Consider the following 23,754-nt stretch of genomic DNA (forward strand, 5'->3'; position numbering starts at 1 on the left):
AGTATTTTATTTTTAAGCAGGTGCACGCTTATTCAATGATATAACTTGATTTCCGTGCTCCTTAAAATTTCAAAATTCGAAATTTTAAGGCTAGTCTCAGGTATACCATCCCTGCCTGGCTACTTGACAGGTTCTTCATTGGGCTCACTCGAAGTATAAGCATACATCTTCATTCGCCCGCTTTGAATCTGGCATACCTGAGACTTTTTCAGCAAGCCCTAAATTAAATCTTCTAAAGAACCTATCAAGACCTTTTTCCAAACCCAACCATTTTCGGAGGGAAAGAGATTCACATACTCCCTTTCGACTGTACGCCAGAGCTTTTCTATATAAGCATTGAGTAGCACGGCCCTTTCCATCCATGCTTACCTGAATACCTTGGTTCTTCATCTTTTCAAGCCATGACTCACAGGTAGACTGACTGCCCAGGTCAAAATTGATGTTCTCCAGCTTTCTTAATTTAAGGTAAAACTTTCCCTTATGTCGAATTCTGGAATTCTACTACTCCTTTATATGCCGGTAGTCCAATAGCATTTGAAAGTAAAGAAGAAAAAACATCAGTTAAGGCCCAGTACTATGTAAATACTACTATTAGGTGTAAAGGTGTAGCCAATGGAGAACCATTTACCTTTAGAAATTTTAGTTCAACGATAGATTTGATTTTGGATTAGAAAGAACATGGACTAACCAGTTTGAAAAGCTGCTTTCCTTAGCTAGGAATTGGAAGCAATATGAAATAATAATAGCCTGATTGTGAAATTTCATTTTTTATTTAACTAAATTGATAATAATTAAAATCAGATAATAAGAAATGAGAACAATCTTTACGGCTATTTCATTGGCTATCTTTTTACTTACATCTTGCAAGAATGAATCCAGTAGTCTGCATGATGCCGAAATAAAAGAAATCGAAAGTAGTCTGATCACATCTATTCAGGTGGATGGAGATCCTTCTGTAAAATATACAATTGAAGAACGGATGGATCATTATAAGGTACCTGGATTAAGCATAGCTGTGATCAAGGCAGGTAAACTACGCTGGGCCAAAGGATATGGCATAGCCAATAATTTGGACCATAAAAAGGTAGCGGTTACCCCTAATACTTTATTTCAAGCAGGTTCTATCAGCAAGCCTGTAGCTGCTTTGTCTGTCCTAAAACTGGTTGAAGAGGGAGAATTGGACCTTAATGAGAATGTAAATACCTATCTGAAGAACTGGGAAATTCCTGAAAGTAAATATACCAAAGAACAAAAAGTAACCTTGAGGAAAATACTTTCCCATACTGCTGGCTTAACAGTACATGGCTTTCCTGGGTATACTAATGATGAATCATTGCCTAGCATAATCCAGGTTCTGAATGGTGAAGGGAATACGCCCAAAGTAATTTTGGACACAATTCCAGGTAGTATCTGGAGGTATTCAGGAGGTGGCTACACGCTAATGGAAAAAGTAGTGGAGGATGTGAGCGGAATAAATTTCGAAAAGTTCATGGCTACTAAAATCCTTCAGCCCTTAAAAATGACCAACAGTACTTATGAACAACCTCTGCCTTCGGGTTTGGAAACTTCGGCCAGCATTGCCTATAATAGAAGAGGTGCGGCCATTGTTGGAAAGTGGCATAATTATTCTGAAAAAGCTGCTGCTGGCCTTTGGACCACACCAACAGATTTGGCTAAATATTGCATTGAAGTACAGGAGATCTTAGGGGGAAAGGAAAATGGGCTTTTATCCAAAGAAACCATTGAACTGATGTTGACAAGGGAAATGGAGAGATGGGGTTTGGGACCTGCATTACAATGGGGCGGGGATTCGTTGATATTCAGTCATGGTGGCAAAAATGAAGGCTTTACCAATGAATTGCTCTCCTTTGCCTATAAAGGAGACGGTGTAATCATAATGACGAATGCCGACAATGGACGTCCTTTGATCAATGAAATTTTGCATTCTATTTCTACATACTATGACTGGGGGATTAAGAAAACTACCAAAATTGATCCCTATCTAACTGATGCTGACCAATTGAAAAAGCTTATTGGAACCTATAAATATAATGGGGCATTAGGACCTGTTCCCGATGTAGAAGGGGATTTCTTGGTTGAGGTATATTTGAATAATGGTAAATTGAGAATGGTGGACAGGCATGGCTATTTCAATTGGACCTTGGTACAAACCAAAGAATTTGAATTTATAGAGATGGATGAAGGGATAGAAATCATGTTTAAATATGATAGCGAAAATATTGTAAACTCTCTGGAAACTTATTATGGTTTCCTGTTCGATAAAATTGAATAGCCCAAGGATTGTATTGAGAAATCGGGAAAATATGAAGTAAAGCAAACGAAACGGTATCCAAAATTCCCAGCCCAAATTGAAAGTCTATAAACTAAATCTGACTAATGAAAATCCAGGCTTCGAAATCTGCTGAAATTATGTGGCTTTGCACATATAAGTTGATTTTGGTTGGAGACAGATCACAATACATGAACTTTAAAAGAAAAACACCTAGGGCACATGACACAAATAGTAAAGAGAGACAAAAGCGCAACTGTTTAATAGATATGACTGAAATTGATGTTTTAACAAAGCAGACCGAGGATGTTTACAACTGGACACACAAACTCATAAAAACCATCCCCCTTGAAAAATGGGACATGCTTCCAGGCGTGATCGAGTCAACAATAAGTTGGCAGGTTGGTCATTTAATAATGAGCCATTATTACCACTCCATAATGGTTATAGTGGGGCATCAAATGGACATAATTCAAAAAATTCCTTTAAAAGAGCACGATGAATTATTCACTAATGCATTGCCCAGAAAATCAGTTGGTAAGATTAACCCAAGCGATCTGATTAATCAATTGACTATGGTACAACATAAATCAATCGACATTATAAAAACTCTTTCTTTGACAGGGCTTCAAAAAAAGCTGGAACCAATGCCTACTCCACACCCAATTGCAAAGACAAAATTTGAGGCTTTAAATTGGAATATAAATCATACAATGTATCACTGTGGACAAATCGGTATCATTAAGCGGCTCATTGACCAACGCCACGACTTTGGATTAAGAAGAAGAGAGGATTAAGCGCTAAATTACACAAAGACATGCCTATAGAGAAGTACACTTCAACTGTTCTCGACCAAATGGTTGAAATTCCGAAAGGAAGGGTTGAATTACGTGATGACAGAACTAAAGAGAAATGGTCCGTTGAAATTGAACCATTTTTACTTTCCAGGTTTCCGGTAACCCAAGACTTATATTTTAAAATAACCAATGAAAACCCAAGTACTTATAAAGGAGATTTACTTCCAGTTGAAACTGTGAGTTTTAAAGATGCAGTAATTTTTTGCAATAAACTTTCGGCCCAAACTGACTTGAACCCCTGCTATTTAATCCAAGAAGAAAACGAAGAGATAATCTTTGAAAAATCAGCGGATGGTTTTCGTTTACCGACAGAGGCCGAATGGGAATATGCTTGTAAAGCAGGCACTTCTGGAAAAAGATATGGGTTCCTAAATGACATTGCTTGGTATAAAAGCAACTCAGATAATAGAACTCAAAAAGTTGGACAAAAGACACCTAATGCTTGGGGACTTTATGATATGTTGGGCAACGTATGGGAATGGTGTTCTGATTTATATGACAAAGAAGTTTATGGTTCTTACCGTATTTTCCGTGGTGGTGGATTTTGCGATGTAGAAAGGAGTGTTATGGCAACGACACGAAGAAGAAGTCACCCATTAAAATTTAAAATTGACGACCTTGGATTTAGAGTTGCGAAAAATAAATAGAATAGGACAACAAACCTTTAATCGAGGTACAGTCTTAAACACTTTGTAATTTTCAAGGTTTTATTGAATTTAAAATAGCGAAAAGAGGGATTCAGGGGGTTTGTTGCAGGGAAGTTTACCTATCAAAGGTGACTATTTTCACTGCTTACTGTTTGAAGTATCCCCTGGATCCAAAACGGGAAAAAGTAGGCAAAACCAATTGTTCAATCTTGGTAACTGAAAAATATGTAAGTTATTATTTGCAAAAGAAGTCTAAAACCTGCCCTTTTTGAAATTCAAAACTTCCTCCAGCTGTGTAAGGTGACATGATCCATTCTACCATATACGGTTTAAATTGTACAAATTAATCCCTCTAAGGGAAATTTATTTAGGATCTCAGGCTTAAATTTATAGCATCAATTTAATTAAAGCTCAACCCCATCTCCCCTACCTCAAAGCTACAACTAAGCTACATCAAAGCCAGGGATACTGGGACCCTAGGATGGGGAGTTAACATTGGGAAAAAATTATCCGAAATTCTATATCAGAGCTGATATTATTTTGAATACTTCCGCATTTTTTAAGGTTAAATTGCTTCGTAAGCGAAATGTGTTTCTCAGGTTTACTTATAGAAATTATGGTAACCTTAAACCAAAAAATCTTGCCTTTTTTGCTGTTGCTCCTCCTCGGCCAACTACTAAAAGCTCTGGAACCAAGTACATTTTTGATCTTTAAAAATCGCATTTACTCTTTAAAGGATTATTTTTGCTTGAAGTGGATCGGGTAAATTTGGTTTTTGTGAAAATGTGATAAGCTCCGATGACCAAGGAAAGGCAGTAAAGAAAAACTTAACTCAAATAAAAAAAACATGAACCTTCAGAAAGACTGGATACAAATCAGAAAACATTTCAACAGAAGCTTCAGAACGAATTTCCATGTTTCCATTGCTTCTGTTGACAAAGAAGGTAACCCTACAGTAACACCAATTGGCTCCTTATTCTTAAACAACAACCAGACAGGATTTTACTTTGAAAAATTCACTTCAAAGCTTCCGGATAACTATAAACACAATAAAAATATCTGCATTTTAGGAGTAAACAGCGGTATGTTTTTTTGGCTGTCTTCCCTGTTCAAAGGGAATTTCAAATCATATCCGGCAATAAAACTCTATGGTCAACTTGGCCAAAAAAGAAAAGCTACTGATATTGATATCAAAAGACTTAATTCCAGAATGAGTAGCACAAGATGGCTTAAGGGTAATCATTACTTATGGGGCAAGATGGATTTTGTAAGGGAAATAACTTTTACAAAAGCAGAAAAAGTTAATTTAGGTAAAATGACAGGGAAGCTGTAATTCAGTTCACATAGACGATCATTAGATTCAGAAGCCATATGATCAAAAAGGAGCTTCCAGCCTGCTCGCATTAAAGGTGAATAATAGGGTTCTTCTTATAAAATAGAGAATTCAATACGCTTACTGATACCAAATCCGCTGAAGGGTGTTTGGTTTTGATTGAAAACATTATTGACCAAAGGGGGTAAGTGCTACCTAGGTATTTCGGACCTATTTTAAACAGCTGGAAGATGGAGGCAGAACAAAAAACCGAAGGGTGGAAATTGTGTTGAGGTAACTTATGTAAAAACTGAAAAACCTCAGAAATGGATTCCAAACAAACAAATTAAAGGATTAAAAGAACTTTGAATTTATTGAGGATCAATGATGAAAAATAAAGAGATTTTTTAAGTCTCATGGTGTAGATTCGTTTTTTAAATAAGTTGGCCCTCAATCTGAAAAAACAAAAAATGAAAATTGAACATATTGCGATTTGGACTTTTGATTTAGAAAAAATGAAAGATTTTTATGTGAAATATTTCAACTTGAAATCAAGTGAAAAATATTACAATCCAAACAAAAAATTCAGCTCCTATTTTTTAGCATTTGAGAATGGTGCCCGTATTGAAATAATGCATAGGCCTGACATTTCTCAATTTATTGAGCAATCTGATTTAAAATTAGGGTTAGCTCATTTTGCCATTTCAGTTGGATCAAAAAAGAAAGTTGACTCGCTTACAGAATCGTTGCGAAAAAATGGATTTAATGTAATCGGGGAACCTCGAACAACAGGCGACGGATACTATGAAAGCGTAATCTCTGACCCGGAAGGGAATTTGATTGAAATCACTGAATAAAAGCTGTTCACATCAAAGTTGTCAGGGACAATAAAAACCAAGATGAAAACCTCAATTTCAAAATTTTGAAGAAAAGGGCGAAGTAGAAAATTGCCACTGCCAACCCATCGATAGACCTACATGGAGTTTATAAGGAGATTATTGAGCAGGGGGAGAATTTCAAAAAATAAAAAGGTGTAATCATTCAGTATGATGGGCCTAAGCCTTAATTATCAATTCGGAGGTGATGAAATAAAGGATATTGGAAAAGACATCCGAGCGATACCATGTTTTTTTTTCATTGCCGTACACTGAGGGATTTATTGATTCACTTTGCCCAGAAGTCTATTGTTTGCTGTTTTATAGAATTCTTGCCGTAAATTTTGAAAGAAAAAGTCGCGTCAGCAAAAAGTAAAAAACAAACACCAAACAACCGAATACCCAAAAAATGAAAGCAATAGTATATTCTAATTATGGACCTCCACATGTTGCCAAGTTGACGGAAGTTCCAAAGCCAAAACCTAAAGACAATGAAATTTTGGTAAAGGTTTACGCTTCTACAGTTAACCGGACTGACTCAGGCTTCCGCAGCGCCGAGTATTTTGTTTCAAGATTTTTTTCTGGATTGTTTCGCCCTAAATATCAAATATTAGGCTCTGAGTTTTCAGGTATTGTTGAAGAGACTGGTAAGGAGGTGACTACTTTAAAAAAGGGGGATCAGGTTTTTGGATTTAATGACAAGACCTTTGGTGGTCACGGAGAGTATTTAACGATTGCCGAAACTGAGGCCGTGACCAATATGCCAGAGAAAATAGACTTTGACGAAGCAGCTGCTCTTACAGAAGGAGGCCATTATGCACTGGTGAATATCAGAGCGGCAAAAGTTGTCCCTGGACAAAATGTACTGGTATACGGAGCTACTGGAGCCATTGGATCTGCAGCTGTTCAATTGTTACATTATTTTGGAGCAAAGGTAACTGCAGTCTGCAATACTAAGAATGTCAGCTTGGTAAAATCTCTTGGAGCAGATACGGTGATTGATTATCAAACAGCGGATTTTACCCAGAACCAGGATAAGTTTGAATTTATTTTTGATGCTGTTGGTAAAAGCTCGTTTGGTCAATGCAAACCTTTAATGACCGCAAAAGGAATTTACATCTCGACTGAGTTAGGAAAGAACGGGGAGAACATATTATTGGCATTGACTACACCACTTAGGGGTGGCAAAAGACTTCTGTTTCCACTTCCATCAATTAGTAAACAAGACGTGGTTTTTCTGAAATCGCTTTATGAAGAGGGACATTACAGACCAGTTATTGACAGGCAATATGAAATGGAGCAAATTGTTGAGGCTTATGAATATGTTGAAACTGGCCAAAAGACCGGCAACGTAATATTAAAGATAGCAGATTGGAAAGTTCTTTAGAAAGCAATCATTAGGCTTGGAACAAAAAAAATGATACCTCTGGTAGAGGTGTAGACTATTCAGGGAGAATACCAACTGAATATTTAAAATAAAGAAATCAGACTTGATTTCATTGTCTAATGTGCAGAATTATACTGAGATTTTTTATATCCAAAACAATACCCTTGATTCCAAGATCATCCGTACCACTTTAAAGAGCCTCAAAGAGGAATTTGATAATAGCGAATCAAAAAAATGACATATTGAAAGCTTTAATTTTCACCTACTAATTTATCTTTCTTAGATTTAAATTCATTTTATTCAAGTATTTATAAGATTTCATCTCAATTCCATGAAACTCAGCAAGCCAATTCAGCCAAAGGGCTCAAACAGGATTCAAAATTAATGACACAATTCAATTAATTCAGACAGCTCATTGAACAAATAAACAAAAAGAAAATCCCTTCTTCAATTATTCCCTCAATTGAACAGGGAATTGTAGAACTAAACAAGTCTGAACCGAATATATAATTCCTAAAAACAACCAAATCCCAATGATAATAGGTAACACCATCTCATTTTTCACTGTTCATTCAACATTTAATAAAATGGAATTTCTGCTGAATTCTGTTATTTTTCTACAATACGATCCACCTACCAGAAACAGGCTTTACATATAAAATCAATCATTGGTGTGACAATTTTCAAAAATTCGCTACTAATAGTTTAAAGATCAGATTTTCAGTGGAAAAGAAAAAGCAATACTTCATCCGTATAATGAGTGAGCATCAGGGGATTATAAAAAGCCTCTGCAAAGCTTATTATACTGATTATGAGGATCAGAAAGATGCCTACCAAGACATCGTTTTACAACTTTGGAAATCATTGGAGAACTACAGGGGGGAGTCTGCCATCGGCACCTGGATTTACAGGGTCAGCCTCAACACTTTATTGGCCAAAGTGAGAAACGAAAAAACCAAGATCATCACCGAGCCCCTACAGATGTCAAACTTATCCACGCCTTCAATTATGGCTGATGGGGATATTGAACTTTTAAACATGGTACTTCAGTCATTAAAGGACATTGACAAAGCTATAGTCATCCTTTTCTTGGAAGGATATAAAAACAAGGAAATGTCAGCCATTTTAGGCATGAGCCCGACCAATATCAGTACCCGGCTCAATAGGGTAAAAAGCGAACTAAAAGCAAAATTTAAAAATCTCAATGAATTTAAATAATCTTAAACCTGCATGGAGACAGTTCAAACTGATCAATTCCATGGATGAAACGAATAAAGATGAAATCCTTGCTCTGATAGAAGAGGTTGAAAACGTACCTATAAACAGACTGCCAGGAATAGTAGTCAATTCACTGATGATCCTTGTTTTGATTATCTGCTGTCAGGGAGGATGATTTCTTTCATTTTATGGGATATAGACCCGTTCGTTATCGCAGATTTTGAGTTCCTTAGATGGTACGGCATCTCTTGGGTAATCGGAATGATGTTAGGGTATCAGGTTCTTGTGAGGATTTTCAAGTTTGAAAACCGCCCTATTGAAGAATTGGACAGACTGACAGTTTATGTTATTGTAGGAGCAGTAGTCGGTGCCAGGTTAGGGCATGTACTTTTCTATGATCCCGCATATTATCTCAATAATCCCATTGAAATCCTACCTATAAAAATCAATCCCGCATTCCAATTTACAGGATTATTGGGCTTGGCTAGTCACGGAGGGGTCTTGGGAGCTTTGATAGCCTTATATCTATACATTGGAAAATATAAAGAAGATTTTTTATGGTCATTGGATAGACTGACAGTAGCTGGGGCAATACTTGGAGGCTTCATAAGAATAGGGAATTTAATGAATTCAGAAATTATTGGAATTCCGACACAGGTACCATGGGCTTTTATTTTTGCACACGTCGATCCATTACCCAGGCATCCTGCCCAATTGTATGAAGCCTTATTTTATTTTGGGATTTTTATAATTCTTTACCTTGTTTGGAAATCAGGAAAAGTCCGGATGCACAAAGGATTTTTGTTCGGTCTTGGCCTGACTCTGGTTTTCACCCAGAGGTTCTTTATGGAGTTCATCAAGGAAAATCAAGTAGAATTTGAAGAAAACCTATTCCTGAATATGGGGCAGATTCTCAGCATTCCTTTAATCATTTTAGGGCTTTTGATTATGCTTTGGAGTGTAAAAATACGATTACGTGGATCTGATAAAAATTGATCCTTTATTACCCTTAGGCTGATCCTTAAAAGCCAAAAAATAACTGAGCTGTAAAAAATGGATTATGTTTAAAAAAATCAGGATGCCATCATTAGTCAAAAAATCAGGAACCTTAACATTGGGAACAGCATGCCAAGTGGTTGGAGATACTCCTTTCAGCCAACAGTGCAGCCCATAGAGCTTCTGATTGCTGCTACTGCCTTTTGTGCTGAGTGTGATGAAAACACCCAAAGAAGCCCATCTCCCAGCATCACAGCAAACATATACATCAATGACAAACTGGTATGGACCGGAACAGATAACTGCAGAGAATGTACCGCTGAGAACCTCAAAGGATTGGCAACGTCTTGGTACAAGTTTCCTGAAGAGCTGGAAACAGATGATTAGGTAATTTTCACCCTATTTGGATGAAAAGTAAAAACAAACTAACCTGCATTTGACCTTGATGAAAATATGAATCTTTCTGCCTTAGCATTCAAAATAAAAATAATCCCTTCTACTGCCCAACCCACCTTCAGCAATGCCATACCAAAGTAGCTTCAAAGCTAGATGTCTAGTGACTTTTGGGTGGGTAGTTCCTATTGTGAGAGGATTATACCAGAACTGTCGTGCCTAATCGTGAATGTATTCCGGTTTCAATCGCTACCATTGTTTAGCTAATATTTTTTAATATCGAAGATATTAGTAGGTTTGGCGAGTAAAATATAGGACTTAACCCCCTTAAAGAATTACAAAAGTCAGCAAATCCAATTCCCTGCGATTCCTAAAGCCCTACAAACCAGACATGACAACTAAGAAGTGTATTCTCGGATTTTTTGTATTAATACCTATCTTCATCTTATCGATCCTTGTTCTAATTTTATCAATCAAATATTCCCCTACCTATGTTTACCGCTTGATCACAATGAATGTAGCGGATGTTTATGATTACAGAAATTTTGACAATCACATAATTCAGGGTGCCAAAAAAACCAATCAATTCATTTCACATCCTAAAGAAGCATATGTAGAGTCAAAGTTTGATCAACTGATCACCAATACTGGATTTGACAGCTTTGAGGAATGGGCCATAGCCTCCCAAACCACAGCGCTTATTGTGATCCAAAGGGATACTGTGATTTATGAAAAGTACTTTAATGGTTTTGAGAGGGATGCTTACTTTCATTCCCAATCCATGGCTAAGTCCTTTATTTCATTTTTGATCGGAGCAGCCCTCGATGACGGTCTGATCAATAGTATTGATGACCCAATGACTGATTACATCCCTGAGCTTTTGGAACGTGATCCCCGTTTTCAAAAAATTTCCCTAAAAGATCTTCTTGAAATGCGTTCAGGTCTCAAATACAATACAGACCTTATACCTTTTACTAATATTCATGCTCCCTGGCATGATGAAGCAGTAGGCTACTACCATCCCAATGTTCGTAAACTGCTACTTGAAAAAGTTAACATTTCATCCGGGCCGGGTGAAGATTTTCAATATTCCAATTATAACACGAGCTACTTGGGTTTGATTATTGAAAGGTCTACCAATCTAAGCGTATCCCAATATCTCGAGCAAAAACTATGGTCAAAAATAATGGAGTATGATGCGCTTTTTTCCATAGACAGCAAATCATCGAGCTTTGAATATATGCCAAGCCGTTTGGTGGCACGGGCGATTGACTATGCGCGATTCGGTCAGCTGATGCTCAAAGAAGGAGATTGGTTTGGCGATCAGATTATTTCGCAAAGTTGGGTTATTGAATCTACCCGGGAAAACAGATCAATTCCTAGAGACATATACCCAAGGTGGTTTGGAAGAAGTGATAAAAGAATTTATTATACCTATCAATGGTGGGGCCATGTAAATGAAGATGGGACCTATCATTTTTACGCCAACGGAAATCTCGGGCAGAACATCTACATTATACCTCACAAAGAGACTGTAATTGTACATTGCGGCAACTCACTTCAGTATTATAGCAGTGATTTTGACTTATGGGATGTGGCTTTAAAGCTGGATTAGGAAATTGCCATATTAAGATTTAATATTCAAATAAACTTAATGTTGTATTTTTAAACACTAATTTTCATTTTGTTAAAATTTGATTTTCAGACCCTTATATTATTCACCCAATCCAAAAGCCAAATTCATGCATACAATCCCTCAAAACCTGGTGAAAACAGCAAGAGTAACCGGCATCTGGTATTTGGCTTTGGCAATATCAGGAGTAATAGGCTTTTTGCTCATTCATCCTCAAGTATTCATAGCCGATGACCCTACAAAAACCCTGGAGAATATTACGCAAAACACCCAGCTTGCCAGGGTCAGGCTTCTGCTAGAATTTGCCATCATCATTTCACAAGCACTGACAGCCGTTTGGTTTTACAGACTTTTCAAGTCTATCAATGAATGGGGGGCTTGGACATTAGCTATATGGGGAACTGTAAACTCTGTAGTCATCATGGTAAGTGCAATTTCAATGGCAACTGCAATAGGGATCGCCGAATCTCTTACCTTAGGCCTAGAACAGAAAATAAGTTTAATAGAACTTTTAAATCATGTAAGTTCCAATGCTTGGGGAGTAGGAAGTCTATTCTTTGGGTTATGGCTTATTCCCATGGGTTTCATCATTCTCAGTTCAGGGAGAATGCCTGTCTGGCTCGGCAGGATCATCATTATCGGAGGCATAGGTTATCTTCTCAGCACATTTCTGGGATACTTGGACCTTGAATTTGCATTCATTGATTTCCTGACAATTCCTGCTACAATCGGAGAATTCTGGATGATAGGTTACCTGCTGTGGTTTGGAATACGTCCGGCAAATGAGACAGGTGAAAAGGATGGTGATTAGGCTGTTTAGGTTTGAAAATCAATCAGAAAATCAGGTGGCATGGATCATATAAAAGTTAAAAGACTTAAAGATGAAAAAAGTAACGGGCATCGGGGGCATATTCTTTAAATCTAAAGATCCCCAAAAGACGAAAGAGTGGTACAAAAAACACCTCGGGCTGGAAACTGATCAGTGGGGAACAAATTTTGAATGGAGACAAGGCAGTGATCCTTCAAAGAAAGGGTTTACCCAATGGAGTCCATCAGCAGAAGAATCCAAGTTTTTTGCTTACACCGATAAAGATTTTATCCTCAATTACAGAGTAGAAAACCTTGAAGCATTGCTGAAAGAATTAAAAAAAGAAGGAGTAAGAATTTTGGATGAAATTGAGTATCATGACTATGGAAAATTCGTTCACATTCTAGATCATGAGAAAAATGTCATTGAATTATGGGAGCCCAATGACATCGAATATGACAAAATAGTTGATGGCAGGACAAAGTAACCTTGTGTTCTTATAAAAATTGACCCTTTTCAAAATACTATTCCAACGACCTACTATAAACTTCAACTCTTATTTTGACCATGCTCAGCACATCTATAACAGAATCCCAAAAAATCAACATTGAAAAAGTCTTAATTGAAACCAGTGCGGCTTATTCCCCATTGTCAGCTGAGTGTAGACAGGATTTTATTGACAATTTGAGCATACGGAAATTCCAAAGAGGAGACATGGTTGTCCGGGAAGGACAATTTGCCAAAAAAGCTTATTTGATAGTATCAGGTTGTTCGAGAGCATTTTACCTGAAAGAGGGTAAGGACATTACGGATTGGTTCACTTTTGAGAACCAGTTCATGGCCTCAATTGTAAGCTTTTTCAGCGACAGGCCGAGCCCACATTATCTAGAGTTTTTGGAAGATTCAACTGTATTGGAATTTTCCAAAGAAATTATGGACAGTCTTTCTGATAAGCACCATGATTTCGAAAGGTTTATCAGCAGGGTGGTCACCGAAACGATGCTGGGATTATGTGAAAGGCTTTACACCATTCAGTTTAACAAAGCTTCTGATAGGTACCGCTACCTTTTAAATATTTATCCCAAGATTACCGAAAGGGTTCCTCTGACTCATATAGCCTCCTATTTGGGTGTGACTTTGGAAACCCTTAGCAGAATCCGGAATCCCAAAAACCGAATTTGATCTAAATCAAATGATGACGCTTCCGTTTGTTGGACTTTTGTCAAAAAGGATCATAAATGGAAGAATTACAAAATCAACCCCAATCAATCTTCGGCAAGTGGTGGTTGCCGATCAGAATATGGTTTTACCCAGCTTGGCTTCTTTATGAGCTCTCCATCCGTTTTTATGGATATGCTTTGGACATTTACCATTATATTTTTAAAAATCTGGAATTTATATTCCCTGACATAAACCTAACTCTTACCCTTATCACTGCAGGAATCTGTGCTTTCATTGCTTTTGCCATTTGTTTTGTCTATTTGACCGTTCCTGCTTGCTACATACTTTTTTTATTCTTCAAAAGAGGAAGCCTGACGAAATCTAAGTTCGAACTGAAACTGAAAAAAAACCTGTAAGCTATATGAAAAAGATTTTAATCATCAATGGCCACCCGGATAAGGAGAGCTTCAGTTTTGCCCTTTCAGATGCCTATAAAAAAGGTGCCGAAAAAGCCTGTTCCGAAATCAAAGAAATAAACATTAGGGACTTGAACTTTGACCCTAACCTGAAATTTGGATACCGCAAGAGGACAGATCTGGAGCCGGACCTTTTGGACGCTCAGGATAAAATTAAATGGGCTGACCACATGGTGTGGATCTACCCGGTTTGGTGGAGTTCTTTCCCTGCCATCATGAAAGGGTTTCTTGATAGGGTTTTACTTCCCGGTTTTGCATTTCAAAAAAGACAGAATTCCTTATTCAGCGACAAATTGTTAGTTGGCAAAACAGCAAGGATCATCTGCACCCTAGACCAGCCTGCCTGGTATTACAGGTGGGTATATGGAAATCCGAGCCATAATGCCCTCAAAAAAGGCACATTGAATTTTATAGGAGTAAAAAAGGTCAAGATCACAACTATCGGCCCTGTGAGGCTTTCCAAAGAAGAATATAGGATGAAATGGCTGGAAAAAGTTGGAAGATTAGGTTTATTGAATAAGTAATTGTTATCAGGATATTTAAAAGCATTTGAAAAATACCGATGAAGATGAACTACCTACTTATAGTCCTAATCTTTCCATTCAGGCATAGCAATGACTTCTTTGCAAATGGAGGAACTGGAAAAAGAGAGTTTTGGAAATGGTATTCAGAAAAAGTAGTAATTTGCCCTGAACAATGGGATAGATATTTATTCAGCATTGGTCATTTATTAATAAAAGTGCATTCCTTTAAAAGCATTCCTAAACTTAAATTCCTGACTTTTTCATACCATCATTATGTTTAATCAATTCTACCAACAAGCCTCCGATCAGCTTAAGCTTTCTTTTCTCCAAAAAATCATTGAGCAAAACGATCACATCAAGGAGCAGTTTATAAACTTCTACCTTGAGCCTAAGGACAAACAACTGGCATTAACGGTCACAGATCCAGACGATTTCATCTATGCCAGTAAAGATTTGATCAAAGAAGATCTGGAGTCCATCAAATTTAAAGACTTGGACTGGAATAGTTACGCTCCAAGGAATTCGGGATATGTCTCCCATGATGATGCTTTTGAATATTTGGCCGAGGAAGAAATCGGGCGCATCATTGGTTTCCACGCCTTTGAAGTGGAAAGATACTGTTCCTTAAAGCACTTCGATCTGGCTTTCTTATACATGATCAGCATTTACAGGGCGTGTTTGGAAGCAAAATTAGATGAAGACTATGCCGTTTTGGAATTTCCGCTGGAAATGATGTTACAAAATTTTGACGATCATTTACAAAGCTGTCTTCCCATTTTCAAGGCAATTCAAATTCCGGAAGATCAGCTGTTCACTATTGCTGTTGTACTTTTTGATCAACACAATGAGATAAATTCTGATGATTCCAGTTTCCTGACATTTTTTGAAACCTACCTATTAAGCCTTCTTCATTCTGGTGTAGAAGCTGGAATCCTACTTGATGTAATGGAGGAGAAAGATAAAGCAGCATGTTTGCCTTGGCTATTTACAGAACTCCATAGAAAAACGGGAGGGACAGAATGCTTTGAAATGGCTGCGCTGAAACACTATAAATCGAGCATCCATGTAGCTAAGGACCTTTTGGAATTATACCGTTCTTCTGATAACCTCAAATTCCGCAATATCGCCAAACAATTGTGGAATAACGGTCTCTTTCATCATGAATGCGCTGAATTGTATTTTGATGTTCTCGATCCTAAACAGGAGCCTGCGCTCTATTTAGAAATTACCTTGTTTCTGAACAAAAAAACCTTTACCAAGAAATATTACGAAATTATACAAGTGTTGATGCCGGAGGATGAACGGCTGGGATACCTCAGGACACTCCAAAACAAGCCCCCTGCATATGTACTAGCGATGTGTATGGAAGGGAAAATCACTGAAGCACTTGATCATGCCCGTACCCATACAGACAGGTGGAACATCATCGACACGATGACTCCTTGCCTGAAATATGCCCCACAACAAGCATTAATCATACTATCACAAAAAGTTGAAGACCAACTTTTCAATGAGCGTGGCAGAAATTTCTATGCGACAATCGCTAAAATTCTAAAAGTGGCTATAGAAATTCCAGAGATTCAAAAGCAAACAGAAGTTCTGGTAAACAGGATAGTCTATTCTCATGGCAGGTTGAAGGCATTGAGAGATGAATTAAGAGCAGCCGGCGTTATATAATGATCAAGGCAAAATCCTATGATGAAAATATAGTTTATTAAAAACAAAAATAACGGCATTAATCGCCGTCATATTCAAGATCATCATTGTATCAAAAGCAAATCAATTAAATGAACTGTCTAATATGCTTTAACAGATCCCTCTCGAAAGCTTCATAGCGTATAAGTTACTTGGAATTGCTTTCATCATTTAGCTTTAACATATAGTAAGTATTCCAATCTTCTTCCCCTAAAAGCCTTTGGTTTTTGTGGACTATTATTTGTCCTTCTTTGTTTACAATAGGTGTAGAGATAGTACCGGATGGCAATTCAATATCATCTTGGAGCAATTTGTAATCCAAATCAAAAACAGCGGCATACTTTGGAAGCGCTTCGAAGAAATCCCTCCATTCGTCTTGATTTTCTCTGTCGTAATTCATCACAATATTCTCATCCGCTCCCTTTATATAAATAAGAACTATTTTGTCATCCATTACAAATAGTTGTTCTATCATGGATGGTATTATCATTTCTAGCTTCAAAAACAATTCAGCTGAGTTTTTTAAACTTACTTGAGGAAAAGGGATTTGGCCTTCTGGAGTTAGGGTGACACTTTTTTTTAAAATCAGATCTCTGTCCTGTTCTTTATAGATATAAAACTTCATTTCAGCCATTAGAAACAAATACCAATGCTTCCCATTTTTTACAATTTTTGGATGGTGTAAGAAATGAAATTCACCGTTTTTGTACACTGAGGTCTCCGGAAGCTCCATTTGCAGTTCCACTTCTTTTGTAACAGGGTCTATTATTTCCAACAAGGGTTCTTTATAGTATTTCCGAAAGAATTTCTCTTGGTCCTCCCAATCTTTTAGGTCTCTTTCAGGCCGGTAGTAGGCTATTTTATTTCCCAATGTAAAAGCCGGTCGATTGTAAGGATGCATATAAAGATAATCTTCAGGAATAGGGAAATTATTGATAATATCTCCGTCATTTGATAATTTTATCAAACCCTTGTGCATGTCCATTATTGTAAATTCCCCTTCAAAAAAACCTGCTGAATAGGCCATGCTGATTGCGCTTGGACCATCGGTTTTGAGCTCTATATGAGAAGTAATATCACCGGTTTCATCAAAAACAAAGTAGTTAGAAAAGTCCATTTTTGCCAGGAACATTCCATCATGAAAATCAATTAAAGTCAATTCTTCCAAGTGGTTGACTCTGATTGAATCGGTAATTTCAAATCTATAATCTGTTGAAATGGATTGACCTGAGTTTTTCTCCTTCGAGCAGCCAATCATTGCAATAACAAGAATGAAGCATGTAAAATTTTTCATTTACAAATTTAATTGGCCGGAAAATCACAGGCTTGTTAAGTTATGTTAGAAAGGAAGCATACCTCTTAAAAAATCTGAAAAAAGGAAAAGTATAAAAGTTGGTCACTTGGATTTTTAACCAGACCAATCATAAGTGTTCACATCAAATGAAAAATATATTTTTAAAATAACTGGACAAAATCGAAATACTATTCGTCCTGAAAAAAACTAAACTAAACAATAATGAAAAACCCAATTTTACTTTTGCTAGCATTGTCAATTCTGATATTCTCTTGTGATACTGAATTGCCGGAAGAATCAATCACGATAACCTATGAGGTAATTACTGAAAATGATGTTGCATGGTCAGGGGAATTCAAGGACGCCAATGGCCAAAGAGTTCTGACTTTTGATCTGGATGAATTCACATCTGAAGCAGATGGGCATAGCATGCCAAGTGGTTGGAGATACTCTTTTCAGCCAACAGTGCAGCCCATAGAGCTTCTGATCGCTGCTACTGCCTTTTGTGCTGAGTGTGATGAAAACACCCAAAGAAGCCCATCTCCCAGCATCACAGCAAACATATACATCAATGACAAACTGGTATGGACCGAAACAGATAACTGCAGAGAATGTACCGCTGAGAACCTCAAAGGATTGGCAACGTCTTGGTACAAGCTTCCTGAAGAGTGGGAAACAGGTGATTAGTCAATTGATTAATCATTTTTGAAAAATTCCTGCTTCTATATTCGAATTCTGGATGAATGCTCACCTTTTATGGTTTGCAATACGTACGGAAAATGAATTCCTTGATGTGGACAGGATTTAAGCGTTTTACTTTTATACTGTTATTAAAGGTAATGCAATCCTATTTTTAGAGACCGCCCGTCTGCGGACAATTTTGTCCGAAAAATCCGGTTCAAAACGAAACAATAAGGCCTGAATTGCAGTACTGGCACTTTTTCCTTGGCACAAATCTCGCAAAGATGGCCCTTAAAACCCCCTTCTTTAAGTCCAATCAACATGATCAAGAACTACATAAAAATCGCTTGGAGAAACCTTTTGAAAAAAAAGACTTACTCTCTTATCAATGTTTTTGGTTTGGGGCTGGGGATGACCTGTTGTTTTCTGATTTTTATGTATATCCAGGATGAGCTGTCTTTCGATAACTATCATGAAAAAGGAGACAGGATATACAGACTGACCCATGGAAACTTACCTTCCGAAGACCAGCCAGAAAATGCTGGTGCAAATCCTTTTTGGGTTTGGAATAATGCACCGGTCGGCCCTGCTATTAAGAGTTATTTTCCTGAAATCGACAAAGTTGTCCAATTCTCCGGCAGCTCAGACATTTTGCTGACTGATGGTGAGAATTCCTTCCAGGAAGAAGGGGTATTTTTTATGGACTCAACGGCATTTGATGTTTTTAGCTGGAAGGTGATTAAAGGAGATGCGAAAAATGCATTGACCGCTCCGTACAGCATGGTGATGACTGAAAGTACTGCCAAGCGGTTTTTTGGAAATGAAGATCCTATCGGCAAAATATTGAAAGGTAGCGACTCTCCCGGAAGATCAAATGCAGGAGATTATACTGTCACAGCAGTAATTGAGGACATTCCTTCCAACTCCCATTTCAAATTCAATATGCTGCTTTCATTAAGCACTTTTAGAGTATCAATACCGGAGGTTTTTGAATATTGGGGATATGCGGATTTTTATACTTATTTCCTGGTCAATGAAAACTTCAACCTTACGGCATTTAGACAAAAAATCCCGGATTTTCTGGCTGCCCGACAAGACAATCCACGCTATACGATCCAGGTCGAACAAATGAAGGATTTTTACCTTCGATCTGATGCCGAGAGACAGCCCGGCGAAACCGGAAGCCTTTCCAATATTTATGTATTTTCGATCATAGGGATATTCATCATGTTGATCGCAATGATCAATTTTATGAACCTTTCCACCGCTAGGTCCATGGAAAGGGCCAAAGAAGTTGGCATCAGAAAATCGGTGGGTGCGGATAGAAGGCACCTTGTTTACCAGTTTTTAGGGGAATCCATCATCATCGTATTCCTGGCCATGATAGCCTCAGTGTTTTTTGTTACCATGGCAATCCCACTCTTGAAGAGCATTACGGGTAAGGAATTTGACTTGGTAAAATTTATCAATTGGCAAACTGTCCCGGTATTGACCGTGGTGCTATTTGTTGTCGGGATTTTGGCAGGTTCTTATCCTGCTTTTGTGTTGTCAGGATTCAGGCCAGTGCAGATATTGAAAGGAATTTCTGTTGCCAACAACAGCGGGGTCAACCTTAGAAAGGGATTGGTGGTTTTCCAATTTAGCCTTTCCATCATCCTGATTGCCGGCACCATCATAGTCTATAACCAAATGAACCACCTGCTTGACAAGGATATGGGTTTTGACAAAGAGCAAATGCTGGTGCTTGATTACAATTATGATGAACTAGTCAACAGAAGGTCCAGTGCCCTTAAGAATGAGATGGAAGCCAATCCGGCAATACAATCTTCAGCATTTTCGAGGAGTGTTCCCGGAGGCTATTTTCCTAATGCTGGGACAGAAATTGAAAATTCCGATGGTGAAATGCAGATGCAAGGTCAGGCCATTTTCCAGGTAGGGATTGACTTTATAGACCATTTCGATATGGAATTGGTAGCAGGAAGATCTTACTCCAGGGACTTCCCTTCGGATTCTACCTCGGCCTTGGTCATCAACGAAGCCGCTGCCAGACAATATGGCTATGCTAACCCTGCAGACATCATCGGGAAAAAATTTGACCAATGGGGTAGATCAGGTGAAGTAATCGGGGTGGTCAAAGATTTCAACTTCATTTCGCTTCACCGCAACATTGAACCATTGACCTTGCCCTTTGAGGCCTATGCAAGCCGTTTTCTTACACTTAAAGTGAAGTCGGAAAACATGACAAAAACCATTTCAGAAATCGAGGATGTTTGGAATAGACTTGCACCACATAGGCCGTTTTTGTACAGTTTCTTGGACGAGGACTTCAACAAGCAGTACCAGGCCGATTTCAAATTCAGAAAAATATTTACCGTATTCTCGGTGTTGGCGATCCTGATTGCAAGCTTGGGACTATTTGGATTGGCAACCTATTCGGCAGAGATCCGGACCAAGGAAATCGGCATCAGAAAAGTATTGGGTGCAGAAGTTTCAAGTATCGTCACTTTGCTTTCAATGGATTTTGTCAAACTCATTTTTGTGGCGATTGTACTTGCCATACCGATCACTTGGTATGCCATGAATACTTGGCTTGATGGATTTGCTTACAAAACAGCAATCGGTTGGTGGGTGTATGTCTTGGCAGGACTAGTGGCTGTGATTGTGGCCTTGGCGACGATCAGTTCTCAAGCTGTCAGGGCAGCGATGCTCAATCCGGTGAAGAGTCTCAAAAGTGAGTAAATTAAATTGATAACTTGTCCCGAGCATCGGGATTGGTGGATAATAATGGATATTGATGGATATTGGATATTATGGATAGAGGTAATTTGAAATATATAGAAATATACTTTGCGAAATATGTTGAAACTGGAGCCATAGCGGAAGTCCCGAGAACGGAGTGATTCTGGAGTTAGTTGCCAAGGATGTCTAAAAGAAGGAAAAAGGGGATATGTGAGAAAATTATTTCTTTTTATTTCCACAATATTTCTACTGTATTTCAACCCTGTTTCAACAAGAGAAACAACTGGTAAAGAAAAAAAGACTGTTATGTTTAGAAACTACATTAAAATCGCCTGGAGAAATATCCTTAGAAGCAAAGGATTCGCCTTTATCAATATCGGAGGCCTGGGAATCGGAATTGCCGCCTCCATTTTGATTATGGTCTGGGTTCAGTTTGAACTTAGTGTGGACAGGTTTTATGAAAATTCAGATCGGATCTATGCGGTATGGAGGAATGCGGAAAACCAAGGAATTACCTACAGTTGGGATTATACTCCTGCACCTTATGGACCTACGTTGAAGGAAGACTATCCGGAAGTGGAAGAAACCACAAGAATCACCGAATGGGATCCGCAAATGCTTACAGTGGGATCTAAGAGTTTCTATGAAAGAAGTTCATTTGTTGATCCGGGATTTTTCAAGATTTTTTCTTTCGAAGTGCTTGAAGGTGATCCGATTGTAGCTTTGGAAGATCCCAATTCCATCATCCTTACTGAGACGGTAGCCCAAAAATTGTTTCCAGATGGGGATGCGATGGGAAAAACGGTGACAGTGGAAAAGACCTTGGATTTGATGGTCAATGCAGTTATCAAGGATTTGCCTGAAAACACTGATTTTGAATTTACCTTTTTCCTTCCTTTCAAAAAACTGGAGGCCATGGGATGGGCTGATCCCTATTGGGGAAACAATTCCTATAGGACTTTTGCCATGCTCCAAAAAGGAACAGACCTGGAAGCTTTTAATGAAAAAATTTCCGGGTTTACCGAGAGACACTTGGAAGACAGCAAAATCAGCGATTTTTTGTTTCCCATGGCTGACCTGCATCTCTATTCAAAATTTGAAAACGGGAAATCTGTTGGGGGAAAGATTGAATTGATCCGCTTGTTTGGAATAGTGTCCATCATTATTTTGCTGATTGCCTGTATCAATTTTATCAACCTCAGTACTGCTCAGAGTGAAAACAGGGCCAAGGAAGTAGGAGTGAGGAAAGTAACCGGAGCAGGTAGGGGAATGCTGATCACACAGTTTTTGGTAGAGTCCATCATGATCACCCTTTTTGCTTTTGGCATTGCCCTGTTGATCGTGTCCTTGTCATTGCCTTCATTTAGGGACCTGATCGGTAAAAACCTTCAAAATCCGTTTGAACAGCCCTATTTCTGGCTATTGAGTTCGGGTTATGTTTTGGTGGTTGGCCTGTTTGCTGGAAGCTATCCTGCCTTCTTGCTGAGCTCTTTCAGTCCTTCCATTGTTTTCAAAACCAGGCTCTATAACAAAAAATATTGGATAAATCCCCGTCAGGCGCTTGTAGTATTACAATTTGCCATAGTGGCCATTTTGATTGCGAGTGTATGGATTGTTAGGGATCAAATGACATTCGTTCACAATAGAGACTTGGGCCTGAATAAGGAAAACCTGATTTTTCATCCAGTCACAGAACCCATGAGAAAAAGCAAATTGGCCTTGAGAGAAGAACTCCTGTCCTTGCAGGAAGTAGCGTCTGTGACCTATACCTTTTCACCATTGACTGATATTTACAGTGATACAGGTGGGCTTATGTGGCAGGGGAAAAATGAAGAGGACCGGCAGAACATTGCCAGAATGGGATCAGATGCCAATTTGTTGGAAACTGCGGGGATGGAGCTGATTTCAGGAAGGGATATTGATGTTTACAACTTTCCGAGTGACAGCAATGCGGTAGTTCTCAATGAAAAAGCTTTGGAAATCATGGGATTTGAAGAACCATTGGGCCAAGTGATTCAGGATGGCGACCTGTCTTTTACAGTGGTGGGTGTGGTTAAAGATTTTATCATGGAATCCCCTTTCGATGAGGTGCGTCCTATAGTGGTTTTGGGTCCAAAACGAAACCTGAATTTCATTCATATACGCCTAAAAGAAAACAGTGATTTAAGAAGCTCCATCAATAATCTTGGGGAAGTGTTCGCTAAATTCAATCCTGATGCTCCATTTGAATACAGTTTTGTGGACCAGGTTCATGCCAGCAAATTTGCGGCGCAGGAGCGTACCTCTAAATTGATGGGATTGTTCACCGGATTGGCCATCATCATATCCTGTTTGGGGCTTTTTGGCCTGGCCGCCTTTGTCGCCGAACAGAGGAGGAAAGAAATATCCGTCAGAAAAGTGTTGGGCGCTTCAGTACCCGGTTTGGTCAGGCTGATTTCCTCGGAGTTCACCAAATTGGTGTTGATTGCGGTAACGATAGGCATACCTGTTACTTGGTATTTTATGGATTCCTGGCTGAAGACCTTTGCCTACCGGACCTCCATTGACTGGAAGATCTTTCTCTGGACCTCCATTTTGGCATTGGTCATTGCCTTCTTTACTGTCAGTTCCCAAGCGATTAAAACCGCGATGATCAATCCTGCAGATATCTTGAGAAGCGAATGATTTTAGATTAAAAGTTTAAAGACATAAGACACAAGACATAAGATTCAAGACTGGATTTGTCGAAAAAGAGGAGAATCTTGATTGAATAAGTAACAATCAGCAAG

Annotated in this window: 22 protein-coding genes; 20 read left to right on the forward strand and 2 right to left on the reverse strand. The window is 38.4% G+C overall.

Annotated elements, in window-relative coordinates; all coding sequences use genetic code 11:
• Positions 1 to 144 precede the first annotated feature (144 nt).
• Positions 145 to 390, reverse strand: a complete 246-nt coding sequence (locus EGN73_RS04170; RefSeq protein ID WP_219287219.1) for a hypothetical protein — start codon at positions 388 to 390, stop codon at positions 145 to 147.
• Between the two features lie 421 nt (positions 391 to 811).
• Here EGN73_RS04170 and EGN73_RS04175 point away from each other — a divergent pair, with 421 nt between their 5' ends.
• From EGN73_RS04175 to EGN73_RS04255, 17 genes are all read left to right on the forward strand, one after another.
• On the forward strand, positions 812 to 2,293 hold the full coding sequence (locus EGN73_RS04175) for a serine hydrolase domain-containing protein (protein ID WP_219287220.1): 1,482 nt from the start codon (positions 812 to 814) through the stop codon (positions 2,291 to 2,293).
• A 104-nt stretch (positions 2,294 to 2,397) separates the two neighbouring features.
• Positions 2,398 to 3,087, forward strand: a complete 690-nt coding sequence (locus tag EGN73_RS04180) for a DinB family protein (protein WP_246611468.1) — start codon at positions 2,398 to 2,400, stop codon at positions 3,085 to 3,087.
• Between the two features lie 20 nt (positions 3,088 to 3,107).
• The gene (locus EGN73_RS04185; protein ID WP_219287221.1) at positions 3,108 to 3,794 is read left to right on the forward strand and encodes a formylglycine-generating enzyme family protein; all 687 of its coding nucleotides are present in this window, start codon (positions 3,108 to 3,110) and stop codon (positions 3,792 to 3,794) included.
• 847 nt (positions 3,795 to 4,641) lie between these two features.
• Entirely contained in the window at positions 4,642 to 5,127 is a 486-nt protein-coding gene (locus EGN73_RS04190) for a pyridoxamine 5'-phosphate oxidase family protein (protein WP_219287222.1), read from the forward strand.
• Positions 5,128 to 5,576: 449 nt separating this feature from the next.
• Positions 5,577 to 5,963, forward strand: a complete 387-nt coding sequence (locus tag EGN73_RS04195) for a VOC family protein (protein WP_219287223.1) — start codon at positions 5,577 to 5,579, stop codon at positions 5,961 to 5,963.
• Between the two features lie 427 nt (positions 5,964 to 6,390).
• Entirely contained in the window at positions 6,391 to 7,368 is a 978-nt protein-coding gene (locus EGN73_RS04200) for an NAD(P)-dependent alcohol dehydrogenase (protein ID WP_219287224.1), read from the forward strand.
• A 723-nt stretch (positions 7,369 to 8,091) separates the two neighbouring features.
• Positions 8,092 to 8,586: an RNA polymerase sigma factor gene (locus EGN73_RS04205; protein ID WP_219287225.1), complete on the forward strand. Its 495-nt coding sequence runs from the start codon at positions 8,092 to 8,094 to the stop codon at positions 8,584 to 8,586.
• A complete protein-coding gene (locus EGN73_RS04210) occupies positions 8,573 to 8,761 on the forward strand; it encodes a hypothetical protein (protein WP_219287226.1) in 189 nt (62 codons plus the stop codon). The genes EGN73_RS04205 and EGN73_RS04210 overlap by 14 nt, the downstream gene beginning before the upstream one ends.
• A complete protein-coding gene (gene lgt, locus EGN73_RS04215; RefSeq protein WP_219287227.1) occupies positions 8,758 to 9,582 on the forward strand; it encodes a prolipoprotein diacylglyceryl transferase in 825 nt (274 codons plus the stop codon). The genes EGN73_RS04210 and lgt overlap by 4 nt, the downstream gene beginning before the upstream one ends.
• Positions 9,583 to 9,711: 129 nt before the next feature.
• On the forward strand, positions 9,712 to 9,969 hold the full coding sequence (locus tag EGN73_RS04220; RefSeq protein WP_219287228.1) for a hypothetical protein: 258 nt from the start codon (positions 9,712 to 9,714) through the stop codon (positions 9,967 to 9,969).
• Positions 9,970 to 10,486: 517 nt separating this feature from the next.
• Positions 10,487 to 11,590, forward strand: coding sequence for a serine hydrolase domain-containing protein (locus EGN73_RS04225; protein ID WP_219287229.1), 1,104 nt, complete (start codon positions 10,487 to 10,489; stop codon positions 11,588 to 11,590).
• Positions 11,591 to 11,717: 127 nt separating this feature from the next.
• Positions 11,718 to 12,419, forward strand: coding sequence for a DUF4386 domain-containing protein (locus EGN73_RS04230; protein ID WP_219287230.1), 702 nt, complete (start codon positions 11,718 to 11,720; stop codon positions 12,417 to 12,419).
• Positions 12,420 to 12,489: 70 nt separating this feature from the next.
• Positions 12,490 to 12,903, forward strand: coding sequence for a VOC family protein (locus EGN73_RS04235; RefSeq protein WP_219287231.1), 414 nt, complete (start codon positions 12,490 to 12,492; stop codon positions 12,901 to 12,903).
• 80 nt (positions 12,904 to 12,983) lie between these two features.
• On the forward strand, positions 12,984 to 13,598 hold the full coding sequence (locus EGN73_RS04240; RefSeq protein ID WP_246611469.1) for a Crp/Fnr family transcriptional regulator: 615 nt from the start codon (positions 12,984 to 12,986) through the stop codon (positions 13,596 to 13,598).
• A gap of 56 nt (positions 13,599 to 13,654) precedes the next feature.
• Complete coding sequence (locus EGN73_RS04245; RefSeq protein WP_219287232.1) at positions 13,655 to 13,993, forward strand: hypothetical protein; 339 nt, start codon at positions 13,655 to 13,657, stop codon at positions 13,991 to 13,993.
• Positions 13,994 to 13,998: 5 nt separating this feature from the next.
• Entirely contained in the window at positions 13,999 to 14,577 is a 579-nt protein-coding gene (locus tag EGN73_RS04250; RefSeq protein WP_219287233.1) for an NAD(P)H-dependent oxidoreductase, read from the forward strand.
• Between the two features lie 273 nt (positions 14,578 to 14,850).
• A complete protein-coding gene (locus EGN73_RS04255) occupies positions 14,851 to 16,254 on the forward strand; it encodes a hypothetical protein (protein WP_219287234.1) in 1,404 nt (467 codons plus the stop codon).
• A gap of 166 nt (positions 16,255 to 16,420) precedes the next feature.
• Here the strand turns inward: EGN73_RS04255 and EGN73_RS04260 are convergent, their stop codons facing one another.
• Positions 16,421 to 17,566 carry a hypothetical protein gene (locus EGN73_RS04260; RefSeq protein ID WP_219287235.1) on the reverse strand — a complete coding sequence of 382 codons (1,146 nt, stop codon included), beginning with the start codon at positions 17,564 to 17,566 and terminating at the stop codon, positions 16,421 to 16,423.
• A 222-nt stretch (positions 17,567 to 17,788) separates the two neighbouring features.
• Here EGN73_RS04260 and EGN73_RS04265 point away from each other — a divergent pair, with 222 nt between their 5' ends.
• From EGN73_RS04265 to EGN73_RS04275, 3 genes are all read left to right on the forward strand, one after another.
• Positions 17,789 to 18,253, forward strand: a complete 465-nt coding sequence (locus EGN73_RS04265; protein WP_219287236.1) for a hypothetical protein — start codon at positions 17,789 to 17,791, stop codon at positions 18,251 to 18,253.
• Positions 18,254 to 18,568: 315 nt separating this feature from the next.
• A complete protein-coding gene (locus tag EGN73_RS04270) occupies positions 18,569 to 20,986 on the forward strand; it encodes an ABC transporter permease (RefSeq protein ID WP_219287237.1) in 2,418 nt (805 codons plus the stop codon).
• A gap of 306 nt (positions 20,987 to 21,292) precedes the next feature.
• The gene (locus EGN73_RS04275) at positions 21,293 to 23,650 is read left to right on the forward strand and encodes an ABC transporter permease (RefSeq protein WP_219287238.1); all 2,358 of its coding nucleotides are present in this window, start codon (positions 21,293 to 21,295) and stop codon (positions 23,648 to 23,650) included.
• Positions 23,651 to 23,754: the final 104 nt, after the last annotated feature.

Origin of the sequence: Arthrospiribacter ruber, from assembly GCF_019343195.1 — a bacterium.
GTDB lineage: Bacteria > Bacteroidota > Bacteroidia > Cytophagales > Cyclobacteriaceae > Arthrospiribacter > Arthrospiribacter ruber.